Origin of the sequence: Pseudobacillus badius, assembly GCF_002189605.1 — a bacterium.
GTDB lineage: Bacteria > Bacillota > Bacilli > Bacillales > Domibacillaceae > Pseudobacillus > Pseudobacillus badius.
The window spans coordinates 44,999-67,033 of the sequence record NZ_MWMM01000002.1 but is presented as its reverse complement, the minus strand read 5'-3'; the positions used below and the strand labels follow the sequence as shown (position 1 = coordinate 67,033).

26 protein-coding genes and 2 riboswitches are annotated in these 22,035 nt (G+C 41.2%); of the genes, 16 read left to right on the top strand and 10 right to left on the bottom strand.

The window, feature by feature from the left end:
- The first annotated feature begins 101 nt into the window (after nt 1-101).
- Complete coding sequence (locus B1A98_RS03310; RefSeq protein ID WP_063385772.1) at nt 102-974, top strand: YitT family protein; 873 nt, start codon at nt 102-104, stop codon at nt 972-974.
- 125 nt (nt 975-1,099) lie between these two features.
- On the opposite strand, the gene B1A98_RS03305 is transcribed toward B1A98_RS03310, so the two are convergent.
- Entirely contained in the window at nt 1,100-1,315 is a 216-nt protein-coding gene (locus tag B1A98_RS03305; RefSeq protein ID WP_063385773.1) for a DUF6366 family protein, read from the bottom strand.
- 280 nt (nt 1,316-1,595) lie between these two features.
- Between B1A98_RS03305 and B1A98_RS20330 the strand changes: the two genes are divergently transcribed.
- The gene (locus tag B1A98_RS20330; RefSeq protein ID WP_169713103.1) at nt 1,596-1,733 is read left to right on the top strand and encodes a hypothetical protein; all 138 of its coding nucleotides are present in this window, start codon (nt 1,596-1,598) and stop codon (nt 1,731-1,733) included.
- 198 nt (nt 1,734-1,931) lie between these two features.
- Here the strand turns inward: B1A98_RS20330 and B1A98_RS20700 are convergent, their stop codons facing one another.
- The 3 genes from B1A98_RS20700 to B1A98_RS03290 all read right to left on the bottom strand — a co-directional run bounded on the left by B1A98_RS20700 (nt 1,932) and on the right by B1A98_RS03290 (nt 3,998).
- Entirely contained in the window at nt 1,932-2,219 is a 288-nt protein-coding gene (locus B1A98_RS20700) for a DUF4083 family protein (RefSeq protein WP_063385774.1), read from the bottom strand.
- 34 nt (nt 2,220-2,253) lie between these two features.
- Nucleotides 2,254-2,478: a hypothetical protein gene (locus B1A98_RS03295; RefSeq protein ID WP_041096675.1), complete on the bottom strand. Its 225-nt coding sequence runs from the start codon at nt 2,476-2,478 to the stop codon at nt 2,254-2,256.
- Between the two features lie 251 nt (nt 2,479-2,729).
- On the bottom strand, nt 2,730-3,998 hold the full coding sequence (locus B1A98_RS03290; RefSeq protein WP_063385775.1) for a D-alanyl-D-alanine carboxypeptidase family protein: 1,269 nt from the start codon (nt 3,996-3,998) through the stop codon (nt 2,730-2,732).
- Between the two features lie 249 nt (nt 3,999-4,247).
- On the opposite strand from B1A98_RS03290, the gene B1A98_RS03285 reads away from it, so the two are divergent.
- The gene (locus B1A98_RS03285) at nt 4,248-5,915 is read left to right on the top strand and encodes an MFS transporter (protein ID WP_063385776.1); all 1,668 of its coding nucleotides are present in this window, start codon (nt 4,248-4,250) and stop codon (nt 5,913-5,915) included.
- Nucleotides 5,916-6,054: 139 nt separating this feature from the next.
- Here B1A98_RS03285 and B1A98_RS20325 read toward each other — a convergent pair whose 3' ends face one another.
- On the bottom strand, nt 6,055-6,360 hold the full coding sequence (locus B1A98_RS20325; protein ID WP_063385777.1) for a hypothetical protein: 306 nt from the start codon (nt 6,358-6,360) through the stop codon (nt 6,055-6,057).
- Nucleotides 6,361-6,441: 81 nt separating this feature from the next.
- Complete coding sequence (locus B1A98_RS03280; RefSeq protein WP_063385778.1) at nt 6,442-6,948, bottom strand: Lrp/AsnC family transcriptional regulator; 507 nt, start codon at nt 6,946-6,948, stop codon at nt 6,442-6,444.
- 211 nt (nt 6,949-7,159) lie between these two features.
- On the opposite strand from B1A98_RS03280, the gene B1A98_RS03275 reads away from it, so the two are divergent.
- Entirely contained in the window at nt 7,160-8,077 is a 918-nt protein-coding gene (locus B1A98_RS03275) for a DMT family transporter (protein ID WP_063385779.1), read from the top strand.
- A 149-nt stretch (nt 8,078-8,226) separates the two neighbouring features.
- On the opposite strand, the gene B1A98_RS03270 is transcribed toward B1A98_RS03275, so the two are convergent.
- Nucleotides 8,227-8,490 (bottom strand): excalibur calcium-binding domain-containing protein, encoded by a 264-nt coding sequence (locus tag B1A98_RS03270; protein ID WP_063385780.1) that lies wholly within the window; start codon nt 8,488-8,490, stop codon nt 8,227-8,229.
- A 387-nt stretch (nt 8,491-8,877) separates the two neighbouring features.
- Nucleotides 8,878-8,958, top strand: a riboswitch (glycine riboswitch).
- 164 nt (nt 8,959-9,122) lie between these two features.
- Between B1A98_RS03270 and B1A98_RS03265 the strand changes: the two genes are divergently transcribed.
- Nucleotides 9,123-10,481: an amino acid permease gene (locus tag B1A98_RS03265; RefSeq protein ID WP_063385781.1), complete on the top strand. Its 1,359-nt coding sequence runs from the start codon at nt 9,123-9,125 to the stop codon at nt 10,479-10,481.
- Between the two features lie 427 nt (nt 10,482-10,908).
- Nucleotides 10,909-11,427: a hypothetical protein gene (locus B1A98_RS03260; protein WP_041098113.1), complete on the top strand. Its 519-nt coding sequence runs from the start codon at nt 10,909-10,911 to the stop codon at nt 11,425-11,427.
- Between the two features lie 324 nt (nt 11,428-11,751).
- Here B1A98_RS03260 and dapA read toward each other — a convergent pair whose 3' ends face one another.
- Nucleotides 11,752-12,645 (bottom strand): 4-hydroxy-tetrahydrodipicolinate synthase, encoded by an 894-nt coding sequence (gene dapA, locus B1A98_RS03255; RefSeq protein ID WP_063385782.1) that lies wholly within the window; start codon nt 12,643-12,645, stop codon nt 11,752-11,754.
- Nucleotides 12,646-12,773: 128 nt separating this feature from the next.
- Nucleotides 12,774-12,953: riboswitch (Lysine riboswitch) on the bottom strand.
- Between the two features lie 215 nt (nt 12,954-13,168).
- Between dapA and B1A98_RS03250 the strand changes: the two genes are divergently transcribed.
- The 10 genes from B1A98_RS03250 to B1A98_RS03205 all read left to right on the top strand — a co-directional run bounded on the left by B1A98_RS03250 (nt 13,169) and on the right by B1A98_RS03205 (nt 19,287).
- Nucleotides 13,169-13,651, top strand: a complete 483-nt coding sequence (locus B1A98_RS03250; protein ID WP_063385783.1) for a DUF2975 domain-containing protein — start codon at nt 13,169-13,171, stop codon at nt 13,649-13,651.
- A gap of 10 nt (nt 13,652-13,661) precedes the next feature.
- Complete coding sequence (locus B1A98_RS03245) at nt 13,662-13,877, top strand: helix-turn-helix domain-containing protein (protein WP_063385784.1); 216 nt, start codon at nt 13,662-13,664, stop codon at nt 13,875-13,877.
- Between the two features lie 77 nt (nt 13,878-13,954).
- The gene (locus B1A98_RS03240; protein WP_063385785.1) at nt 13,955-14,746 is read left to right on the top strand and encodes a DUF817 domain-containing protein; all 792 of its coding nucleotides are present in this window, start codon (nt 13,955-13,957) and stop codon (nt 14,744-14,746) included.
- Nucleotides 14,747-15,080: 334 nt separating this feature from the next.
- Nucleotides 15,081-15,347, top strand: a complete 267-nt coding sequence (locus B1A98_RS03235; protein ID WP_063385786.1) for a hypothetical protein — start codon at nt 15,081-15,083, stop codon at nt 15,345-15,347.
- Nucleotides 15,344-15,712, top strand: a complete 369-nt coding sequence (locus B1A98_RS03230; RefSeq protein WP_063385787.1) for a spore coat protein — start codon at nt 15,344-15,346, stop codon at nt 15,710-15,712. Before B1A98_RS03235 ends, B1A98_RS03230 begins: the two co-directional genes overlap by 4 nt.
- Before the next feature lie 18 nt (nt 15,713-15,730).
- Nucleotides 15,731-16,867: a zinc-dependent alcohol dehydrogenase gene (locus B1A98_RS03225; protein ID WP_063385788.1), complete on the top strand. Its 1,137-nt coding sequence runs from the start codon at nt 15,731-15,733 to the stop codon at nt 16,865-16,867.
- Between the two features lie 17 nt (nt 16,868-16,884).
- Nucleotides 16,885-17,094: a hypothetical protein gene (locus tag B1A98_RS03220; RefSeq protein WP_063385789.1), complete on the top strand. Its 210-nt coding sequence runs from the start codon at nt 16,885-16,887 to the stop codon at nt 17,092-17,094.
- A 2-nt stretch (nt 17,095-17,096) separates the two neighbouring features.
- A complete protein-coding gene (locus tag B1A98_RS03215) occupies nt 17,097-17,396 on the top strand; it encodes a spore coat protein (protein ID WP_063385790.1) in 300 nt (99 codons plus the stop codon).
- A gap of 616 nt (nt 17,397-18,012) precedes the next feature.
- Complete coding sequence (locus B1A98_RS03210; RefSeq protein WP_063385791.1) at nt 18,013-18,633, top strand: peroxiredoxin family protein; 621 nt, start codon at nt 18,013-18,015, stop codon at nt 18,631-18,633.
- Nucleotides 18,634-18,945: 312 nt separating this feature from the next.
- Nucleotides 18,946-19,287 carry a hypothetical protein gene (locus B1A98_RS03205; RefSeq protein WP_063385792.1) on the top strand — a complete coding sequence of 114 codons (342 nt, stop codon included), beginning with the start codon at nt 18,946-18,948 and terminating at the stop codon, nt 19,285-19,287.
- A 56-nt stretch (nt 19,288-19,343) separates the two neighbouring features.
- Here B1A98_RS03205 and B1A98_RS03200 read toward each other — a convergent pair whose 3' ends face one another.
- Together B1A98_RS03200 and B1A98_RS03195 are read right to left on the bottom strand one after the other, a co-directional pair.
- Complete coding sequence (locus B1A98_RS03200; protein WP_158286010.1) at nt 19,344-19,784, bottom strand: restriction endonuclease; 441 nt, start codon at nt 19,782-19,784, stop codon at nt 19,344-19,346.
- A 447-nt stretch (nt 19,785-20,231) separates the two neighbouring features.
- Nucleotides 20,232-21,578: a TrkH family potassium uptake protein gene (locus B1A98_RS03195; protein ID WP_063385794.1), complete on the bottom strand. Its 1,347-nt coding sequence runs from the start codon at nt 21,576-21,578 to the stop codon at nt 20,232-20,234.
- Nucleotides 21,579-22,035: the final 457 nt, after the last annotated feature.

Genomic DNA, 22,035 nt, shown 5'->3' with positions numbered 1-22,035 from the left:
ACAGGAGTCATCCCGGAGGAGCCTGGTGAGAGGGAAGAAATCAGTAAAAAAAGAGTGTTATGTACATTTGTAAATAAAAAATATTAGAAGCGAGGGGTTTGATGAGTGCAATCAAAAAAAACAGCCCGAATCAATTAAAAATTATTGCTCGGGCATTCATAGTCATTCTTGGGGGAGTGATCGCCGCCTATGGGCTAGAAACGGTATTAATTCCAAACAACGTATCTGACGGAGGCGTGACGGGTCTAAGCATCGTCGGCTCGCAGCTATTCGGATTGCCGTTGGGCGTCCTCATTGCCATTATGAATATCCCCTTTATTTGGTTAGGGTATCAGCAAATTGGGAAAAGCTTTGCGATTTATTCGACTATCGGCATTGCTTCACTGGCTGCCAGCACCAGCCTTATGCATCACATCCCGGCTATTATTGAAGGAGATACGTTGTTGGTTACTGTTGTCGGCGGGATTATTCTCGGTTTTGGAATGGGGCTGGCCTTGCGGAATGGGGGCGCATTAGATGGAATCGATATGCTAGCGGTGCTGCTCTCTCGAAAATTGCCGTTTGGGACAAGTGATCTCATTCTTTTTTTAAACCTGTTTGTATTTATTTTCGTATCATTTGTGTTTGGCCTGCAAGGAGCCATCCTCTCAGCCATTGCTTATTTTATTGCTTCTAAGGTGATTCACATCGTGGAAGAGGGCTTAAGCGGTTCTAAAACCTTTAAGATTATTACGACTCAGCCGGAAATAATGGTGGAGACGATTCGCGATCGTTTAGGCCGGGGAGCAACATATAATGAAGTTTACGGCGGTTATTCCCATGAGAAATTTATAGAAATCACCTGCGTGATTAATCGATTAGAAGAAAGTAAAATGAAGGAAATCATTAACGAAATTGACGAAACTGCTTTTGTGACCGTATATGACACAGCAGAGGTAAAGGGCGGCAATTTCAGAAAGCGCAACATCCATTAAATGAAAATCAGCAAACAGAGGACAAGATGAAACGTGGCGGCAGCTGCCAAGCTGCTGCGATGATTTCAGCCCTGAGCTTATGAGATTGTAAGGGCGCTGGCCAGCATTGTCATAGAAAAAGACCCTTATTTTAAGAATAGTGCTGCGATGATTGCACCTATTATAATCGCCAAGAGAAGTATGCCAGTCCCTTTCCAGCCTAAGCTGCCTAACCAATCGGCAAGAAATCCGGTTTCAGCCCTGTTAAATGCATCGTTCATATTTCCAATAGGGTTTCTTTTTAATTCCTCTTGTCTCAGTCGTTCTCTTTTTCTTTCAGGCATTTCTCTGTCTTCCCTCATTTTCCCGCCTCCACCTTCTATGATTTTCCTCTTTTTTAAACAAAATTAGCTTTAAAGAGATGACAACAAGGTTGTCACATTGCGTGATGTCCTTGAACGATTAAATAGCGAACATGCGAAAAGAGAGCTTTAAATACGCATGGTTACAGGATAGGTTTGATTAACATATTTCAGACTGAGCAACGGTTTTTCACTCTAATTATTTACCTTCTAATTTACTTTTTTGTTAATTTTTTGTAACATTTTTATGTAATACTCTTAAAAAATAAGGAGGGAAACGATGGGAACTATCGTTGGGATAGCGCTTATACTAATTGTATTTTTCGCCAGCAGCCTAATTGAAAAGCATCTAAAGGCCATTAAAGATCAAAATGACACGATGATTAAGCTATTGGATGAAATAAATAGGAAATCTTAATTTTAAAATCAGGAGCAGAGCGGAGTGAAAAAAGAGGCACTTATATGGCCAGCTGGGCTGCTGCTAATATTCATATGTCCACTCCTTTATTTTCATTTGTTAGAGTTCGTTTTCGTAAGATGACAATTTCCGCATGTTTGTATCGTCAATTTCAACACCTTCCTGAAGATTATCTTGTTTGTCCTATCACCTGCCGGACTACTGATTTTTATGCTTTAATAACAGTATGATTTTATCCAGCTTTTTATTTATTTCATCTAATTGGTCTGTTTTTTCAGCAGAACGATTTAGTATATGCCGTATAAATAAGATAAACGAAAGGGCTCCGGAAATAAATACTATCCCTATTAAGACAAGCTGTGTGATAAAAGCACCCATCAATAATCCTCCAATCATTGTTTGTATAACTATACCATGTTTTACATAAGATGGGGCAAGCCGCATGGATGCAAAAGGAGCTCTGAACATAACGAATAGTGTAAACAAGTATGTCCCTCTTTAATGATAGAGGGACATTATGTTAGTAGAGCGGTTCGCGGTTCTGGCAGGGAGGAAACTCATTAATATCTTGAATCAGGCGGTAATCATACTGTTTTAGCGCGAATTGAGTTTTATACAAATATTCAATGACAAACACTTTTCCGCCGGCTACACGGCATAGAATGCCTGAAGTTCCTTGACCGTTAGCGAATGAGATTCCTACGGGCTGACCAATCAACCGCCTCACTTTATTTTGCCATGGCATGTTGATCACTCCTTTACGGCAGTTTATGTAGACCATTACGTTAAGTGCCTATCAAGCTGGCTGTTTTTTCTGAAGAGCCACGATGCTTTGCGGAAATTGGATGAAGGAAGTACAAGCCTGTGCCGGGTAAAGAAAAAGGATGGGTGAATATAGACTGTTTGATAGTGAACAGACATAGAAACTCCCCTGAATAAGGACTTTTTAACTTGTCCTTAGTCGGGGGAGTTTATGATTGATTCTTTTTCGTTCGTTTAAAAGATCGATTTCCACAACAAGATGGCCCAATTTTCTTTTTCAACAGATTCACCGGCGATGAGGTCAATGGTCGCTTGCTTTTTCAAATCGGGGGTTAAGTATTGTTCGTTTGGGCCAGTGAGCTCCATGGTGCCTAATTTTTGGCCTTTTTTAATGGGAGCAACAAGCCTTTCTTCGTTAAGGTGTAATTTTCCTTTAATGGCTTGATCAGCTGCTTTCGGTGTCATGACACATGATGGGCCAGCTGCATCAAGGGAGACCTTTTCTTTTTTGCCGTCTTTAACAGCGGGCTTTTGTTCTTTTGCTAATAAGTAATCAGCCGGTTGTACAGGTTTGCATTCCCACTGCTTAAAGCCATAATCAAGCAATTTTTTTGTTTCCATGAACCGTGCTTTGGAAGAAGGTTTCCCTTCTTTATTTTCGGCGCCGATCACGACGGAGATCAGTTCTCTGTCACCGCGCTTCGCATGGGCAGTGAAACCAAAGCCTGCTGCTTCATTTCTGCCCGTTTTCATCCCGAGAATGCCTTCATAAGAATATTTCCCGCCGGGCAGCATTTCATTCGTATTGATCATCTCAATCGCCTGGCTGTCAGTTACATAAAAGGCCTTCTTCTTTATTGTTTCAACAGCTAGTTCTTTAGGGAACTCCTTTGTCAGATGATAAGCGAGCAGAGCAAGATCCTTGGCGGACATGTGATTTTCGTCATTAGGCTTTGTCCCTTGTACTTCATAGGGATGAATGTCTTGATTGTTTAAGCCAGATGTGTTGACAAAATGAGAGTGGCTTAGCTTCAGTTGCTTAGCTGTGTCATTCATCATTTGAACGAACTGCTGATCCGTCTTGCCAGCCATTTCCCCGAGTGCCCGGCTGGAGGCATTGGCAGAAACTATCATCATGGAATCGTATAGCTCCTTCAATGTATATTCCTCTCCTTCATAAAGAGGAATATTGCTTAGTCCAGCTTTCGTTGATAAAGCCTGGTCAATTGTTTTGGCTTTATATACGTCATTCCAAGAAAGTTTCCCTGTTTTTATTTGTTCAAGAACAATGTACTGAGTCATCATTTTTGACATACTGGCAATAGGGAGGGATTGATCAGCGTTTTTGTGGTATAGAATTTTCCCTGTTTTGACATCAATTAGAATAGCGGCCTTCGCGCGGACATCGAAAGGAGTGTTCGCAAAGGACGATTTTGGCAGCATGACTATCATTAAAATCATGCATAGGAAAATGGAGAACCATTTTCTATAGTGTTGCTTCATTTCGTTCACTCTCCTTAGCTGCATATCTAGCAAAAGTCATTATAACACAGAGAATGATCTTGAAAAGGACCGGATGAGCAATCAGCTGTTTTGCTGAATAACCGCGGGCAAGAGGCAGAGGATTTTAAAAATAGATGTTGCCTGTTTGCCTATAATGACAATTGCTGATTTACGGCCCGTTCAAATATTTGAAACATTTTCCCCTTCCCATGCGTATGTTTAATAGACAACTTTTGAAAGGAGCTCATCATGGGGAGCATTTTTTTATTTTCACTTATTATTGGTTTGATATCTGCCCTGATTCTTGTACCTGTTTTTCCGAATAAAACCGAAGGCAAGCAGCCGGTTAGGGGGTTTCTGATAGGAGCCGCTGTTGTGCTTGTTTCTGCTGTGTTTGGTTTTTACTACCTGACGAACCTAGACTATAATGTCGCATCGGTCTGGCCGTTATTGATCATTGTGTCGGCAGCCGGCGCAGTGTTTTCGGTGGGGACAGAGCGACTAGTGAAGGCTGGTCTCTTTGTTGTAAGTTTAGCAGTAGGAGGCTATTTCCTAACGGCCTTTGTATTCAATGCAGATGAAAAGTTTGAAACAGCTAAAATGGCAGAGAAGGTAGAGATTAAATCGTTCGATGAGAAGGAAACACCAGCCAGTGTTCCGCCAAAATTCGCGCGCAATAAAATGAAGAAAGCCTTTGGACAGGTGCCGAATACGAGCTATTACGAGCTTGGAAGTCTGCAAGTGCAAAAGGTCAATGGGGAATATGTGTATATTGCGCCAGTGGAGTTTTCGGGTTTTTTCAAGTGGCTAAATGGAGATAAAGTACCCGGTTATTTTACTATCAGCGCCACTGATTCCTCGGCAAACCCCAAGTTTGTGAAGGCGGATATGGCCTATACACCGTCTGCTTACTTTAATAAAAATATTGAGCGCCACATCCGTATGAAGTATCCGAAGCGCATTTTCTACGGGGAGCCGCAATTAGAGGTTGATGATCAAGGAAAGCCGCACTATATCCGGACATATGGCGAATTTGTTTCAGCGCGCAACGGATTTAAAGCGCAAGGAATAGTGTCAGTTAATCCGAAAACGGGGGCAACGAAAGCGTATGCGCTCTCTGAGATTCCAGATTTTATTGATGGAGCGATTTCACCTGAAACAGTGAGTCTTCAAAACAGTTATTACGGAAATTATATTCATGGATTTTGGAACAGCAAATTCGGCAAGTCAGACGTAAAGCTTCCTTCTGATGAAGGAACAGAGGCCAACGTCAGTCCGGTTTTTAATGAGAAGGGTGAAATGTATTACTTCACTGATTTTACAAGCCCAAAAGAAGGGGTGGATTCCATGCTGGGGTACTCGCTGACCAATGCCAGAACGGGAAAAGCCACTTATTACACAGGGAACCTGGAAGAGTCGTATATGGACTCACAAGGAGCGCTGCAAATTATCGAAAAGAAATTTATTGAGAAGAAATGGAAAGGGCAAATGCCGATTCTGTATAATTTTTATGGGGAAGCCAGCTGGCTAACACCCGTACTGGATAGCAACGGCTTTTTGCAAAATTACTTTATTGTGTCTGCTGCTAATCCGGAAATTTCGGTATCAGGAACAACGCCAAATGAGGCGTTAAGGCAATATAAAACAGCGCTGCAAAGAGGCGGGGGCACAGTTGACGGCAGCTCGAAAGCCGAAGAGAAGAAAGTCAGCGGAAAGGTATTAAGGGTGTACAAAGAGAAATCCGGCGACTTTACGCTTGTTTCCTTCTTATTAGAGAACCGCCAGAGCTATGTTGTTTCTTCTGAAAACGCTCCTGTTGCGATCTACTTGCAGGAAGGCGATCAGGTAAGCGTGACCTATTTAGAGACTGGAGAACAATTCTTGCCTGTTAAAGAGCTGAAGGTTAAAGGGTTATAATAAACCATTGAAACAATAACTAACAGTGTGAAAAAGCCGGGCCGACTCGAAAAGTCATGTTTCATCAGCTTGCGGGTCAGCTCCGGCTTCTTGCTGCGGACTGACTTAATTTATAAGGATCACGGCACGGGAAGGTGAACTATTCACCTTCCTGTTTGTCGATCACTGCCTCTATTTGACGAACCAGATGATTTTCTGGTACAAGCTGGTCGAGAGCGATCTGATCTATTTGGTCCTGTTGGATGGGATGGTGTTTCGAACGCTTCTTCCTCACCTCAATCGTTTTGTACGGCTGTCCTGCTTCTATAGCCTTTCTTGATTGAAATGGAAGGCGCGCAGACTCCAGCGGGATTAGCGGGACAGGGGAGACCCCGCAGGCGCTTTGGCGCTGAGGAGGCTCACCGCCCGCCCCGCGGAAAGCGAAGCGTCCTGGAATGGAGAGCAACAGCCCCATCTACAAGAAAATTAAAAAGCCTGTAGATACAATTCAATTTTCATTGAGTTTGTCTACAGGCTGGAAGATGAACTATTCACCTTCTTTTTTAGTTGTTCCCTGAGCTGGCAGGATGGGCAAAACAGTAGAATACTTGATTTCCCTTAATGATAAATTTGTTTGGATTCTAGATATCCCCAGCTTATTTAACCTTCTGATGAAAACGTCTAATTCCTTTCTATCTCTGATAGCCGCTTTTAAAAGATAGTCATGTTCCCCTGTTAAGCAATGGCATTCCAGTATTTCCGGCATGGATTTTAAGGCATGTTCTAAGTCCTCTAATTGCTTTTCCTGATGCAGATTCGTACTGATTAAGATGTAGCAAAGCAGATCAAAATTCAGCTTTTCTTGATTTAATATTGCAACCTGTGCATCGATAAACCCTTCATTCTCCAGCCGCTTGATTCGCATATGTGTGGCTGGCGGTGAAAGACGAATGCGCCTGGCTATTTCAGCATTGCTTAAACTGGCGTTTCTTTGAAGGATATCTAATAGTTGAAGGTCAATATCATCTAAAGCTTTTTGCTCGTAAAATGGCATGTTATCGGCCCCTTTTGTTTATTCAAAAAAATGCCCTTATTTTTCCCTCGGAATGAACATTATTTTGTAAATATCGTTCATGACCTTACATTGTTTTAAATTATTTGTATCAATAGTTTTTTTATTTTGCAAATGAGTTCAAGGTGTTAACATTATTATAACATTACTTGTATTTAGCATAAAAGTGTTTAACAAAGGAGTTCTATGAGACATGAAAGATAGAAAAGGTTTTTATGTTTTTTTAATGCTTTTAACAAGCTTTCTATGGGGCGGGAATTTTGTAGTAAGCAAATCACTAGTTTCTCATGCTTCACCGTTAACCTTGACGAGCTTAAGATGGTTGATTGCTATTGTTTTGCTTTTACCGATGGTGTGGCGAACAGAAAGAAGAATCCTCCCTCCGCGCAAGGCTATTTTGCCCTTGGTTTTAATGGGAATCACAGGAGTGGTCCTATTTAATATTTTTCAATTTTTAGCACTAGAGCGAACTGCTTCCAATAACGTTGCTTTAATTTCTACATTAATTCCGATTGCGATTGCTGTTTGTTCCTTTATTTTTCTGAAAGAAAGAATGAATGCACTTCAAGTTTCCTCAATGATTCTTTCGCTTTTTGGTGTCCTTCTTGTCCTTTCTAACGGAAATATCAGCCTAATCTTTTCGCTGCAGTTTAATGCGGGGGATTTGTGGATGATAGGGGCGATCAGTGTATGGGGCTTGTATTCTATTCTCAGCAGGTGGGCAATGAAGGAGACCTCATCGCTGATGGCTACTCTGTATTCGGGGGTTTTCGGGCTGCTGATCCTGCTGCCGTTTAATGTGTTTGATTTTGCTATATCCAGCATAGATCAGTCTTTTATTGTGTCTATTCTATATACAGGTGTTGTATCTACCGTAATTTGTATGGTGCTCTGGAATAGTTGCACCCAGAAATTAGGTGCTACAGCAGCGGGTGTTTTCTTAAATTTTAATCCGATATTTACAGTGATTTTATCCTTTTTATTTTTGGGAGAACAACTTTCCGTCATACAAAGTATAGGCGGCTGTCTAGTCGTTGCAGGATGCATTGCTTTCCATCATTTTCAATCGAAAACACCTTTTGTCAGTATAGCCGCAGTGGAGGCAAAATAGCTTTTGGGAATATATTTTTAACGAAACTGCTAGCGGGATGCATCATAATTTGCATTTCTACTCTAGATGCAAATATTTAAACTAGAGAAACGACCATTTAAAAAGGGACAAAAATTGTCCCTTTTTAAATGGATAAATTGGAAGCCTGCTTACTTCTCGCAAGCAATGCCGTCTTTGTCTCTATCAAGCTTCGAATTGGCTTTGTAAAGCTCTGCTGAGACAGTTGGAGCAAATTTAGTTTTGCCGCCTTTATTTTGTACCTTAGCGTCTTTTGCTACGCCGCCTTTATAGGTCTTGTTTAACTCCGTACAGTTTTTATAAGCCTTTGCAGCTGCATCAGCGGACGAAGGGGAGACAGCTGAAACTCCTAACAGTAAAGATGAGGATAGCACAATTGCAGTAATACGTTTCACGATCAATCAGCTCCTTTAAGTGATTTTTTTAGCCTTATAAACAATGAAAAAAGATTTGGGTAAAAATACCGGTGAAATCATATTGGTATATGTAAAAAGTATAGGTATTTTCCTATATTATCTAATATATAAACTCAAAATTCTATATTTATTATTCGACACTTAATGACAATAGACCTAAAATGAACGATTTAAAAAGGCCTATACGATTATTTGGGCAGTTCCTATTTTATTTGCAGGAGATTCAATCAATAGACGGTTTTTTAGTTATTGACAAAACCTTTAACTGCTAGTACTATTAAAATTAAAAATTATTCAAAAATAATTATGGGTATCAAAAAATTTAATATACAGCGAGCTATAATTGCTATGGATCACACTATAGCAGGAGCAGCTTCTGGAGAGACCGCGGAAATTCCGCGGCGCCGAAGGGTTCACAATCTCAGGCAAAAGGACAGAAGAGTATTGGAATATTTATTTGTTGTGCTGACAATAGTTAGTAGGGCAAATATTATTTGTTATACTTATGACCATGAGATTGGATGTCCTCCAATCTCTTTTTTTTATGGGTCTTGATTTATTGCTCATTATTTCACATTCATTGGTTCGCAGACTTCAAGGAGGAGTTACAGGTGGCACAACAAGAATTAAAGAGGGATCTATCCAATCGGCATGTTCAACTCATTGCCATTGGCGGCACGATCGGTACAGGATTATTTTTAGGATCCGGCAAAGCGATACAAATGGCTGGTCCCTCTATCATCTTTGCTTATTTAATTATGGGTATGGCTCTTTTCTTTGTTATGAGGGCACTAGGGGAACTCCTGCTATCGAATGCAGGCTATCAATCCTTAACAGACATTGCCGAGGATTACCTTGGACCATGGGCATCATTTGTAACAGGGTGGACCTACTGGTTTTGTTGGATTATGACCGCTATGGCTGACGTGATTGCCGTTGGTGTATATGTACAATATTGGTTCCATATTCCGCAATGGATTCCTGCCGTGATTTGCTTGCTCATTTTATTAGGGCTTAATCTGTTGACGGTCAAGCTTTTCGGAGAATTGGAGTTTTGGTTTGCTTTAATAAAGGTTATTACTATTCTCGCGTTAATTGCCATTGGAGTCATTTTGCTGATGGCGGGATTTAAGACAGATTCAGGAGCGGTTACGATTCAGAATCTTTGGGAGCATGGAGGGTTGTTTCCAAATGGGATTTCAGGCTTCTTGCTTTCCTTTCAAATGGTCGTATTTGCCTACGTCGGTGTGGAGCTGGTAGGTGTGTCGGCAGCAGAAACATCGAACCCGCAAAAAAACATCCCTTCAGCCATTAATAAAATTCCTTTAAGAATTTTATTTTTCTACGTTGGTGCCTTAATTGTTCTTTTGTGCATCAACCCATGGACAGAACTAAATGCAGCAGAAAGTCCGTTTGTAAAAACATTTAGTTTAATCGGAATTCCGATTGCTGCAGGAATTATTAATTTTGTCGTATTAACTTCAGCCGCTTCCGCTTGTAACAGCGGCATGTTTTCAACTAGCCGGATTTTATATAATTTAAGCAACAGCGATCAGGGGCCAGCCGGTTTTGCAAAGCTGAACAAAAATCACGTACCGCGCAACGCGTTGTTCGTATCGACGCTCGTCATATCAGCGGGGGCTCTCTTGAGTAAACTTATACCGGAACAAGCCTTTGGGATCGTGACGACTATTAGCGCTCTTTGCTTTATTTGGGTGTGGAGCATTATTCTTATTTGCCATTTAAAATATAAGAAAACCCGTCCGCAATTACAGGCAAAGTCAACATTCAAAGCGCCATTCACACCGTTTGTTAATTATGCTGTTCTGACGCTCTTTGCTGCGGTTCTTGTGATTATGCTGGTTTCTGAAGAGACGCGTCCATCCTTATTGCTCACTCCTTTATGGTTTATTCTCTTGTTTATTTTGTACGGAAACAGAAGAAAAAAGGAGAAAAAAGAAGAAGTATAAAGATGGAGCAGCGATGGATGCGCGCCGGAACTCCGCTATGCTAAAAAAAGATGTATGCCGGCTATGTTATTCAGACACAAGGGCAACTTCAAGAAAGCTGTATGTTGGATTTCAAGCAGGTAAATAAGGCTTGTTAAGAAATAAATGGTTTACACTCCCTCGAATAGAGGCAAGCACGCGGCTTTTAAAAATGAATACACTAGTATTGACAAAGCCGGGCTTTTTCGTAAATACAGGGAGGGAGAAGGGCATGCACTATTTTGTAAATAGAGAATCTGCTTATATGATACCAGCTTACACGGTTCCCAATTACTTTTATATCGCGCCAGAACATGCTTATTCGGGCCGGCAAATGGGCAGCTCGCCATTAGTCCTTAATCAAAATAGCCGGCGAAAGGAATGTGTGACGCAAAGAGAAGTTGAATTGATGAGAAATGAGCGTAGCCTTTGGGAGGAGCATGTTGCCTGGACGAGAATGGCCATCATCAGCCTGACGTTTAATCTTCCGGATGTTAACTTTGTGATCGCTCGTCTTTTGAAAAATGCTGGTGACATGGGTGAAATGTTCCGGCCGATTTATGGAGAGCCTGCCGCTAAGACATATGCAGCCTTGATTAAGGAACATCTTCTGGTGGCAGCAGATCTGGTCAAGGCAGCTTTAGCCGGCAACACACAGGCGGCTGAGGCAGCCGAACGAAAATGGTATGCCAATGCAGATCAGATTGCCCTTTTCCTTAATAGTGTGAACAAATTTCTGCCAAAAGAAAAAGTGAGGGAAATGTTCTATCAACATTTAAACTTAACGAAGCAAGAAGCTTTGTATATGATCAATAAAGACTACCAGAAGGATATTGCTGTATATGATGAAATCGAAAAGCAAGCCAGGGAAATGGCGGATATGATTTCAGATGCAATGATCAAGCTCTATCCGGATTTGCAGAGGTAGAGGAGAAAACAGAAGGGATCGTTTTGACAGATATTTTCGAGGGCAGCCGTTTGGTGGATATGAACTCAAACGATGCTTGGAGCAGTAAATAGAAAGAAAACACAAATGAGATATCCCTCGTTTGTGTTCTTTTTATGCTTGTTACTGTACGAGGAGCTACTATGCTCAAGAGGCGGCGGACAAAGGCCGGTGTTGGTGTGAAATAAGAAAGGAGCTGACTTTTATGCGGAAGGCATAGGGGTCAGCTCCTTTTTCCATAAACAGGTTTCCTTTGACCAAGTCAGTCCAAGGCTCGGCTCATGAACAAATCATCAGAAAAGCTTTTTAAGAAAAAACCTTTTCTTCTGTATTCAGCAATTGCAGTGTTTGCTGCAGGGCTTGTTGTTCTTGGTCATTTAGAGGAACCATCGGCAAGCGAACACCGCCGACAGGGACTCCGTTTAAATTCAATGCTGCTTTTACAGGTGATGGACTTGGTGCAGAAAATACCGCTTTGATGATAGGAAGGAGGCTGCGGTGGGCCAGAGCAGCTTCTTGGAGCTTCCCATTCTTAAAGTTTTCAATCATCATCTGCATTTCATTCCCAATAATATGCGAAGCAACTGAGACGACCCCAGTGCCGCCAATTGATAATACTGGCAAGGTCAAGCCATCATCGCCGCTGTACAAAGAAAAATCTTCAGGTGTTTGGCTGATAATTTCGGTCATGGCCTCTAAATTGCCGCTGGCATCTTTAATGGAGACGATATTTGGAATGCTTGACAGGCGAACGACCGTCTCAACAGACATATTGGCAACGCTTCGTCCTGGTATGTTGTACAGCATAACCGGTAATGGCGTGGATTCTGCCACCGCCTTAAAATGTTGATATAGTCCTTCTTGAGATGGCTTGTTATAGTAGGGAACAACAAGCATAATTCCATCGACTCCTGCTCTTTCTGCAAGGTTCGTTAAGTGAATAGAGGCTCTTGTATTATTGGAGCCGGTACCTGCAATGACAGGCACTCTCCCGTTTACAACCTCAACCACAAATTGGAATAACTCAGCTTTTTCTTCTGTCGTTAGCGTAGGGGATTCACCGGTTGTTCCGGCTACCACTAAACCGTCTGTTCCATTATCAATTAAATGATTGATTAAATTTTTGGCGGCATGAAAATCAACCTCCCCATTTTGAGTAAATGGGGTCACCATTGCAGTTAAAATTTGTCCAAAGTTCATTGCTTCTCCACGTCCTTTATTTTTTTTATGCAATAGAGGGAGAAGGGCGCTTCAGTATTCACGCAAAAAAGCAGCAACGAGGCTTCGTTGCTGCAGTAGAAACAATTATGTAGAAAAATTATTTCTGTGCGTAAGATAGCCCTCCATATAGTTTCCTATATGACAGTTCTGTATTTATTCAATAACAGAACCAGCTTCAAGAAAAATGAGATTCTTTTGGCTTCGGCAAATTCCCCTTTTCACAATCCTCATCGGATCTCATTCTCCTCACATTGCGTACTCATGGTCTTTGCGCCTCTATCCTTACTTCAAAAAAAGATTGAAATAAGTAAATATTTAATTAGACTTCATAATATCAGTTTTTTGGCTGAATTGCAATGAAGAGTTGACCATATGTCTAAGTGTTTGAATGAAGTGAAGGGATATAACAATAAAATTATGGTAAAATTCGATAATTATTTATTGTTAAACGATAAATAATAAGCTAAAATCAAGTTTACACTAAATAAGTGAGGTGCTTCTTATGAAAAGTGGTTCAACACTTTTTTTGAAGCTGGCTGTTTTTCTGATTGGAACACCAGTTTTTGCCTTGTGCATATTTTGGCTGCCTTGGATCGTCAATGAAGCAGTGGAACATATTCCGAAGCTGGCTTATTTGCAGTATCCCGCTTTAACAGGCATGTATGTAACAGCCGCAGCGTTTTTTGCTGCACTGTATCAGGCATTCAGGCTTTTGAGCTTTATTGACAGAAACGAAGCTTTCTCAGAATTGTCTGTAAGGTCGTTAAAGAATATAAAATATTGTGCAATTGTCATCAGTGTTTTATATGTATCAGGTATGCCGCTCTTATATCTCGTGGCGGAGGCAGATGATGCGCCGGGTCTCCTTATTCTTGGACTGGTCATTATTTTTGCCTCAACGGTCATCGCCGTCTTTGCGGCTGTTCTCCAAAGACTGTTACAAGAAGCTATTCATATAAAATCAGAAAATGATTTAACGGTCTGAGGTGGAAAACATGGCAATCGTAATTAACATTGATGTGATGCTAGCTAAAAGGAAAATGAGTGTAACGGAACTTTCGGAAAGAGTGGGAATCACAATGGCGAATCTTTCTATATTGAAAAATGGAAAAGCAAAAGCCATTAGATTTTCAACTTTAGAGGCAATTTGCAAAGCGTTAGAATGCCAGCCGGGGGACATTCTGGAATATCGAAGCGAGGAAGAGGAATAGTTTTCATATGGAAAGAAAGATTTCTTTTTCTGGCATTTGATGAGTTAAATTTATAAGAAACTTTGGAGGCTCAATTTATGAGAGCAGTAAAGCAGCTCGTTTATTTTGGTTGGGAGCAGGCTTTGTCATGCTTGTTTCCGGTTGTTATTTTTGCCTCTTTGGCTTTTACACAAATCGTGCCGCTTCCCTTCCTGCCGCGGTATGACTGGCTCCTCATTATCTGTTTGCTGATGCAGTGGGGAATGGTGCGTGCTGGGCTTGAAACGCGGGATGAATTAAAGGTCATCACATTGTTCCACCTGATTGGACTTGCTCTTGAAATTTTCAAGGTACATATGGGTTCCTGGTCTTATCCAGAGGAAGGATATTTCAAAATTTTTGGAGTGCCTTTATACAGCGGGTTCATGTACGCAAGCGTAGCGAGCTATCTTTGTCAGGCTTGGAGGAGACTGGGGATTGAACTTGTTAAATGGCCGCCGCTTTGGAAAGTTGTTCCTCTTGCCGCTGCAATATATTTAAATTTTTTCGTGCATCATTACTGGATGGACGTTCGTTGGTGGTTATCCGGACTGGTAGTTATCGTATTTTGGCAATCCTGGGTCCTATATGAGGTGAATGGCACTCGTTATCGCATGCCGCTCGTCCTTTCATTTGCGCTCATTGGTTTTTTTATATGGATAGCCGAAAATATCGCCACCTTCTTTGGAGCTTGGAAGTATCCAAACCAAACCGATGCATGGAGTCTCGTTCATTTAGGAAAGGTGAGTTCCTGGCTCTTATTAGTAATTGTCAGCTTTCTGATCGTAGCCGCTTTAAAGCAGGTGAAGAGAAAGAGCTCGGCTGGGATGGATACGGGTCAAACTCTGTAACTGTTAACGGCTTTTTGATCTGAAGTATGTGAATATAAAGAGACAATCCCGAAATAACATAGACGGCTAACGGATTCTATAAGGCACAACGCCAATCAAAACAGAACTCCTGCTGAATGCTTTATGTGTTCAGCGGGAGTTTTCTGTTCTTTAAGCAGGAATAGATAACAGAACAGACAGCGAATTCAACCTATTTTTGCTAAAGCTTGATCTATTTATTAGCATTTCCTTTCTGAGTTAGATTCCCTCTCAGATTGCATGCCGTTTAAAGAATGATTTATCATGCGATTGGAATAATACCAATGTATAACGTCAAAACAGGAGGGTCGCCAAAATGAATAAACAGAAGTTAGCTGTCCATGAGTCTTTAGATTTGCATGAAGTGATTAATTTCAAAACCCTTTGTCTGGCAAAGTCAAAATTAATGCAAGGGCTGGTTTTTGACCAGGATCTCAAGAGGCTTATGCAGCAAGATGTTGAACACTCTATACAAGCACTTGCCGAATTGCAGTCTATCTATGAACGGGCATATTTCCAAGCTCCTGTCCCCCAAAACCGCCCAACACCAATAATTGATGGAAAGGAAGGAACCATTCATTGAACCATGACTACTTAGATCCGGTCAACTCCTTGCATGTACCTGAGATGGCAGACATGACATTTGCAGTGGATTTTTTGCTTCGTGCCAAAGAAGGTGTTCGAAACATAGCAGCCGCATTGACTGAAACGGCGTCTCCTGATGTAAGGGCCCTCTTGCGCAAGCAGTTAATGGAAGGCGTTTCTTTGCACCAGCAAATTACAGAACTCATGATAGATAAAAAATGGTTTCACCCTTGCGAACTAACTGAACAGTACCAACTCGACCAGCTCTCAGCCAATAATACGATAATGGTTGGAAAAATGAATCTATTCCCGGCTGAAACCAACAGAAAAGGGATGTTTGACCGGACACCTGATGAACACTAATACTGGAGGCTGTATAGCATGAAGGCAGTGACGTACCAAGGCATTAAACAGGTGGAAGTGAAAGAAGTGGAAGACCCGAAGATCCAAAAGCCCGATGACATGATTATTAAAGTAACCAGTACAGCTATCTGCGGTTCTGATTTGCATTTGCTTCATGGCATGGTTCCTAATCTGCAAGAGAATTATGTGATTGGCCATGAGCCGATGGGAATCGTTGAAGAGGTTGGGGCGGAGGTGCATAAGCTGAAAAAGGGAGACCGGGTGATTATTCCTTTTAACATTGCTTGTGGAGAATGTTTTTACTGTAAGAATCATTTGGAAAGTCAATGTGATCATTCAAATGATCAGGCGGATATGGGAGCTTATTTTGGTTATTCCGGTACAACTGGCGGTTATCCAGGCGGACAAGCGGAATATTTGCGGGTCCCGTTTGCGAATTTTACTCATTTCAAAATTCCGGACACCTGCGAAGAACCCGATGAAAAGTTAAGTGTCATTGCTGATGCTATGACTACTGGTTTTTGGAGCGTTGATAACGCGGGCGTCAAGGAGGGAGATACCGTTATTGTTTTTGGCTGCGGCCCAGTCGGTTTATTTGCCCAAAAGTTTTGTTGGTTAAAAGGGGCAAAACGTGTAATTGCCGTTGATTACGTCCATTATCGTTTGCAGCATGCCAAGCGCACAAATAAGGTAGAGATTGTTAATTTTGAGGATCATGAAAATACAGGGAATTATTTGAAAGAAATCACTAAAGGCGGAGCCGATGTTGTGATTGATGCTGTCGGTATGGATGGGAAAATGACTGACCTGGAATTCCTTGCTAGTGGAATGAAACTTCAAGGCGGGGCATTTAGTGCGTTTATCATGGCTTCACAGGCAGTTCGAAAGGGCGGAACAATCCAAGTTACCGGTTTTTACGGCGGAAGATATAACGGCTTCCCGATGGGGGATATTATGAACCGCAACATTAATATCCGCTCTGGACAAGCACCCGTTATCCATTACATGCCCTATATGTTCGAATTAGTTTCAACGGGAAAAATTGACCCGGGAGATGTTGTAAGCCATGTGCTGCCGCTCAGTGAAGCGAAGCGCGGCTATGAGATCTTTGATGCCAAGACAGATAACTGTATAAAAGTTGTGCTGAAACCTTGAGAAAGGAGGCTGGAAAAATGAACTATGCCTTACATGAAGTTCTTGAAGTGCAGGAAATGGCTGCTTTTAAAACAGTTTGTTTAACCAAGTCCAAAACCATGAAAGCGTTAGTGACGGACCAGCGGCTAAAAGAAATTATGCAGCAAGATGTTGATTTGTCTACTAGGCAATTACAAGAATATACCTCCATTTTATCCAAGGCAAACCAGCAGTTAGGAGATGAGTGAAAATGAATTCAATAATTGAAAAACTAACTGGCATGGATGCGCTATCTGACCAAGTTGTTGCGATGGATTTGTTAATTTCCGCTAAAAGCGGGGTCAGAAATTATGCAATGGCCGTGACCGAAGCGGGCACGCCTGAAATTAAAGAGATGCTAACCCGGCATTTAGCGGAGGCATTAGATATGCACGAACAAATTTCCGCATATATGGCCGAAAGAGGATGGTATCATGCTTGGGATACAACTGAACAAATCAATTTGAACTTAGGTAATATTCGTACAGCACTCGACTTGCCAACTCTCTAGCACAGTTACAGGAACAGTTTGTTATTCAATATATAAACTGTTCCTTGCCTCTTTTCCGGATGGCGCATCTTCACACCCCGAATCCTCCTCTAAGTTTGACTGCAGCTGCTTGCTGTGCGGCAGTCAGGTCTTTCGCTGGCCTGTTCTTCTTTCTCCGCTTCTCCCCCGGTAAAACCTGGGTTCTCTAGGGCTCTATATAACTCACCGTTGACCAAACATACAGACACCCGGAAATAGAATAAGCTGAAAAAGCATGTTTATGCCATTCAGTAAATTGATTGCCAATTATATATTTACTATTCGACAGTTACCGACAATATCTCCGCATACCATTCTTTACAATAAGTAGACAGCCCTCCCTGCAGCAAGGGGGGCCGCAGAGAGGAAAGCCAGCTTACACCTTATCAAACATACAGCAGGGAACGCGGCAGGCTGTTTCACTTCGATAGCATGATCAATTTTAAGGATGACCCTAAAAGACGAGCGGGGGGTGTGAATGGTATCGAAGAGGAAGTTGTAATTGATAGGAATGAACATTCAAACAAGGCTATTAACTGCATAATTCCTTAGGCAGACCTGTGTTTTTTGGGAAAATACTTAGTTGGAGGATGTGTGAGTGAAACGTAGAGTTTTTGGCATGGTTATTTCAGTCTTTATTATTATTATCATGTTCGCTATCACCATTAAAACGAATTTTATTTCTAAAGATAAAAGAACAGATGGTACCGTTAAATTCGAAGAATACTCTAACGGTACAATAGAAGATTCATCTGATGAACTAGTGGCAGCTGATTTCAACTCTAAGCTAAAAAAGGGTACTATGGTACCCAGTTTTAAATTAAAGAATTTGTCTGGCGAAACAATAAGTCTATCTGATTATAAAGGAAAGAAAATACTGCTTAATTTCTGGGCATCATGGTGTCCGCCTTGTAAGGAAGAGATGCCGTACATACAAAAGTATTATGAAGAAAGGGCAGATAAATCGAATGTAGAAGTTATAACAGTCAATATGACTAAGCATGAGCAAGGGGATATTGAAAGAGTTGAAAAATTCATTGAGGAACAAAAATTAACTTTTCCTGTCCTATTAGATGAAAATGGTGAAATAATGAATTTATACAACATTAGAGCTTTTCCAACAACGTATATAATCAATGAAGATGGAATGATAGCTGATATAGTTAGTTTGCCTTTGGATGATAAGATAATTGAAGATCTGATCCATGAACAACTCTAAGTTATCTGTCGTTTTCATCAGAAAGCACTAACTGTTATTGGTGTTTTTATTGATTCAAACTGCTGTAAGGCTATTTTGGAATATCTTAATGGAAACTTTCAAGTGACTTATAGCACTACCCTTGGAGCGGTTTAGCCTATAAAAAGTTTGAAGCAAGCGAAGAGCATAATGGAGTCAGTAAGGGATGGACTATGAGCAAAGGAGCGGAATTAAAAAGTAGCAGTGAGTATCCTTCAATAAAGAGGGAGAGAAGTAATGGATGTTATTAACAGTTTATTTTTGTGAATGATCAAGAAAGGGGGAGTCCTGTGGATGAAAAAAATCTTTTTAATGTTCCTGTCATTGTCCGTTCTTTTCATTATTATAAATGCTCCGGTCATTTTTCAAGAAGGCAACCCTATTCCACTCGCAGTTGGTATAGCAAAATTACATACGACGGATCAGAGTGTTGTCAAAATAGACGGTGAAAACAAAAGATATGTAACAAAAGCCGACTCTCAAGGAAACCAGCCATTTCTTGATTTGATGAGCTCAAAGAAATGGGTCTTTAAAGAGCAGGCTGGGGCAGGTCTGTTCTTTACTAAAGGTGAGAAAGAGTTGATTGTCGAAAGCGAAATGTATACATCGAAGTATAAAATTTATACATTAGACTAAAGGAATAAAACGTATAAATAAGCCCCGATCTGTTTGGACAGGGGCTTATTTGTATGTCAAGATTCTTCGTTTAGGATCACTTTTGCCCGAATGGGCCGTTCTCCATATTTATACATTAATGAAACCAATTCGTCCCGATCAATCAAGGCTACGTTATTGGCCATCGCTAAATGCTCTGCCTGCTTAGTGAAATAGCGATTGGTCACAACCATGCCTTTTGAAGCTTTATATATTGCTAAGGCACCTACTACTTCTTGTACAGCCCTAACCCCTATTTTTTTGCCATCTCCATAACATTTGGCTTGAACAATACTTCGCTGTCCTTTCTTACTCAAAATTAAATCCGCACCAAAATCGCCGGCGCTTTTCGTTACTTCCGTGCGGTAGCCTTGCTTCTCAAATAATGGAACCAAGAAGTGTTCAAATTCATGTCCGTTTAAACAATCAACATCTTCAATGTGAGAAGAGAGGTAGCGGCGGTTTCTTAAAATCACCATAAAAGGCTTCCCAAATAGAAGATAAGCGCCATAAAAGAAGCCGATTATACAAAGTGGAATCAGGATGTCCGCGCTGTTTTTTGCTTGAGGGAGAAGGGCCACTAAGATAATCAATAGTGCAGGAGTGGCGATATGTTTATTCCGATGCCTTTTCCGCCGGGCCATAGAATCACCTGTTTTCTTTTTTCTTATATATGCCCAAAGAAGATGGAAGGTATTCGGAACAATACAGCAGCGGCATTTCCGCCATAGACATCAATCACAACTTCATTTTTATCTGCTCATGCTTTTTTATTTTCAATAGGATGCGGGTGGAGAGCTTTTACTGATAGCTTCTGCATAAACAATATAACGGCATATGCCAAAATCGAAATGCTGAGGACAGATGGCAACAGCCTTGGTGAAGGTTATTTTTAAATAATTTTCCATATTTGGATGAATTGGGAGCTATCCGATGATCACCCGCTCTTTTGGATAATGATAGTTTTCCTGCGGTGTTCCCTTGCTCAATAAAAAGATAAAGGACAAAATTCCGATCCTGCCAATAAACATCAACAAGATAATGACACATTTCCCTGCAGAACTTAACTCCGGTGTGATCCCCATTGACAATCCCGTTGTCCCGAAGGCGGAGCTTACTTCAAATGAAATTTCCATCAGAGAAAACGGTTCGGTTGCAGAAAGGGCAATGGTAGCGATAAAACAGATAAAAAAGGCTGTAAAGGTAACGACAAACGATTTTCTCACATCTTCTATATGCAATTCACGCTTAAATACTTTTGTGTTCTTGTACCCTTTCGCGAAAGAATAAAGAAACAATAGGTTTACCGAAAAAGTGGTTGTCCTTACGCCTCCTCCGACAGAACTGGGAGAAGCGCCAATAAACATTAAAAAGGCTATCACCAGTAAGGTGGGGTCGGAAAATTCACTGACGTCCATGGTTGCCAGCCCGCCATTCCTTGTCGTAGCGGATTGGAATAAAGCGTAAAAAAAGGATTCGTGCCAGCTTTTGCCTTGAAAAAAGTGATTGGCTTCCAGCAGCAAAATCATGATGGTTCCAAACACAAGCAGAGAAAAGAAAGTAATGGTGGTTAATTTGGTATACAGGGAAAAGAAAGGCCCTGATTGATTTTTCTTGCTGACCATGAAATTTTTTAGCTCAATCAGTACCGGGAAGCCGATAGCTCCCAGTATTAATAAGATAATGTGAACAAATTGGACAAAGTAATCCTGGGCAAAGGGGACCAGGGAGCTGCCTGTAATGTCAAATCCGGCATTGGTTGTAGCACTAATTGCTGCAAATAGTCCTTGGTAGTATGCTTCCTGCCATGTTGGGAAATAGTTCAGAAAATAGGTGCCTAATATCATTGTGCCAATCAATTCTATTAAGACAATGATGGCTAAAATTTGCCTCATTAAATTGACCAGTCCAGACAACTGGGATTGATTCTGATCGGTCATAATTAATTGCCGCCCTTTCAAGCCAATCCGCTTGCGGGCAAGCATCCAAATAAAAGTACCGAGTGTCATAATGCCAATGCCGCCAAATTGAAGAATGAACATTAGAATAAAAATGCCCGCGGTACTGAATGTGTCGACGATGGGGACAACAGACAGGCCCGTTACACTAATAGCGCTCACGGCTGTAAACAGGGCGTCCAGAAAAGATAAGTGTACTCCTGGATTTAATGCGATAGGCAAGCTAAGCAAGGCAGTAGAAACAATTGTAGCAATCAGATAAAAAGCTACAATGATTTGAGACGGCTTTAAAGCCTTTTTTCTTATAATTCTCATGATGAAAATAGGACTCCTTTGTTCACTGATTTCTCACAGGATAAGTGCAGTGTTTAGCTAAATTTATCTCCCATTCCCTAAGGGCGTAATCAACAAACTTCACAATGAATCCAGCATGCTTGATAGTATAGTGTCCACGCTTCTTTTCTATAATAAACGAATTCTCCTGATCATCAAGTAACTTTTTATGTCAAAGCAGCGTGCGGCCGAGCGGGGAGTGCAGGGTGTCGAATGCTTAAAAAGATAAGGGGCCGGGAAAGATAAAGATTTACTGATGGATCGAGAACTGAAGAATTGGCTCATATAGAAATGCCGGCAGTGACTGCTGCGGAAAGCGTCCGCCTTCATTCTGGTCAGCCGGTTGTTGAGAAGAAAAAAGGTCTGTCTCAAAAAGTCGTTTTTCATGATCTTTTGAGATAGACCCTTTTGCTTTTTATTCATTATTCCAAAAGAACAT

Excerpts from the sequence above, each read along its gene's own strand:
- B1A98_RS03250 (WP_063385783.1), top strand. The coding sequence starts at position 13,169 with ATGAAAAGTGGTTCAACACTTTTTTTGAAGCTGGCTGTTTTTCTGATT.
- B1A98_RS03305 (WP_063385773.1), bottom strand. The coding sequence starts at position 1,315 with ATGAGGGAAGACAGAGAAATGCCTGAAAGAAAAAGAGAACGACTGAGA.
- B1A98_RS03280 (WP_063385778.1), bottom strand. The coding sequence starts at position 6,948 with ATGCCATTTTACGAGCAAAAAGCTTTAGATGATATTGACCTTCAACTA.
- B1A98_RS03200 (WP_158286010.1), bottom strand. The coding sequence starts at position 19,784 with ATGGTGATTTTAAGAAACCGCCGCTACCTCTCTTCTCACATTGAAGAT.
- B1A98_RS03240 (WP_063385785.1), top strand. The coding sequence starts at position 13,955 with ATGAGAGCAGTAAAGCAGCTCGTTTATTTTGGTTGGGAGCAGGCTTTG.
- B1A98_RS03195 (WP_063385794.1), bottom strand. The coding sequence starts at position 21,578 with ATGAGAATTATAAGAAAAAAGGCTTTAAAGCCGTCTCAAATCATTGTA.
- B1A98_RS03220 (WP_063385789.1), top strand. The coding sequence starts at position 16,885 with ATGAACTATGCCTTACATGAAGTTCTTGAAGTGCAGGAAATGGCTGCT.
- B1A98_RS03260 (WP_041098113.1), top strand. The coding sequence starts at position 10,909 with ATGAGAAATGAGCGTAGCCTTTGGGAGGAGCATGTTGCCTGGACGAGA.
- B1A98_RS03290 (WP_063385775.1), bottom strand. The coding sequence starts at position 3,998 with ATGAAGCAACACTATAGAAAATGGTTCTCCATTTTCCTATGCATGATT.
- B1A98_RS20330 (WP_169713103.1), top strand. The coding sequence starts at position 1,596 with ATGGGAACTATCGTTGGGATAGCGCTTATACTAATTGTATTTTTCGCC.
- B1A98_RS03235 (WP_063385786.1), top strand. The coding sequence starts at position 15,081 with ATGAATAAACAGAAGTTAGCTGTCCATGAGTCTTTAGATTTGCATGAA.
- B1A98_RS03285 (WP_063385776.1), top strand. The coding sequence starts at position 4,248 with ATGGGGAGCATTTTTTTATTTTCACTTATTATTGGTTTGATATCTGCC.
- B1A98_RS03275 (WP_063385779.1), top strand. The coding sequence starts at position 7,160 with ATGAAAGATAGAAAAGGTTTTTATGTTTTTTTAATGCTTTTAACAAGC.
- dapA (WP_063385782.1), bottom strand. The coding sequence starts at position 12,645 with ATGAACTTTGGACAAATTTTAACTGCAATGGTGACCCCATTTACTCAA.
- B1A98_RS03225 (WP_063385788.1), top strand. The coding sequence starts at position 15,731 with ATGAAGGCAGTGACGTACCAAGGCATTAAACAGGTGGAAGTGAAAGAA.
- B1A98_RS03295 (WP_041096675.1), bottom strand. The coding sequence starts at position 2,478 with ATGCCATGGCAAAATAAAGTGAGGCGGTTGATTGGTCAGCCCGTAGGA.
- B1A98_RS03310 (WP_063385772.1), top strand. The coding sequence starts at position 102 with ATGAGTGCAATCAAAAAAAACAGCCCGAATCAATTAAAAATTATTGCT.
- B1A98_RS03205 (WP_063385792.1), top strand. The coding sequence starts at position 18,946 with ATGAAAAAAATCTTTTTAATGTTCCTGTCATTGTCCGTTCTTTTCATT.
- B1A98_RS03215 (WP_063385790.1), top strand. The coding sequence starts at position 17,097 with ATGAATTCAATAATTGAAAAACTAACTGGCATGGATGCGCTATCTGAC.
- B1A98_RS03245 (WP_063385784.1), top strand. The coding sequence starts at position 13,662 with ATGGCAATCGTAATTAACATTGATGTGATGCTAGCTAAAAGGAAAATG.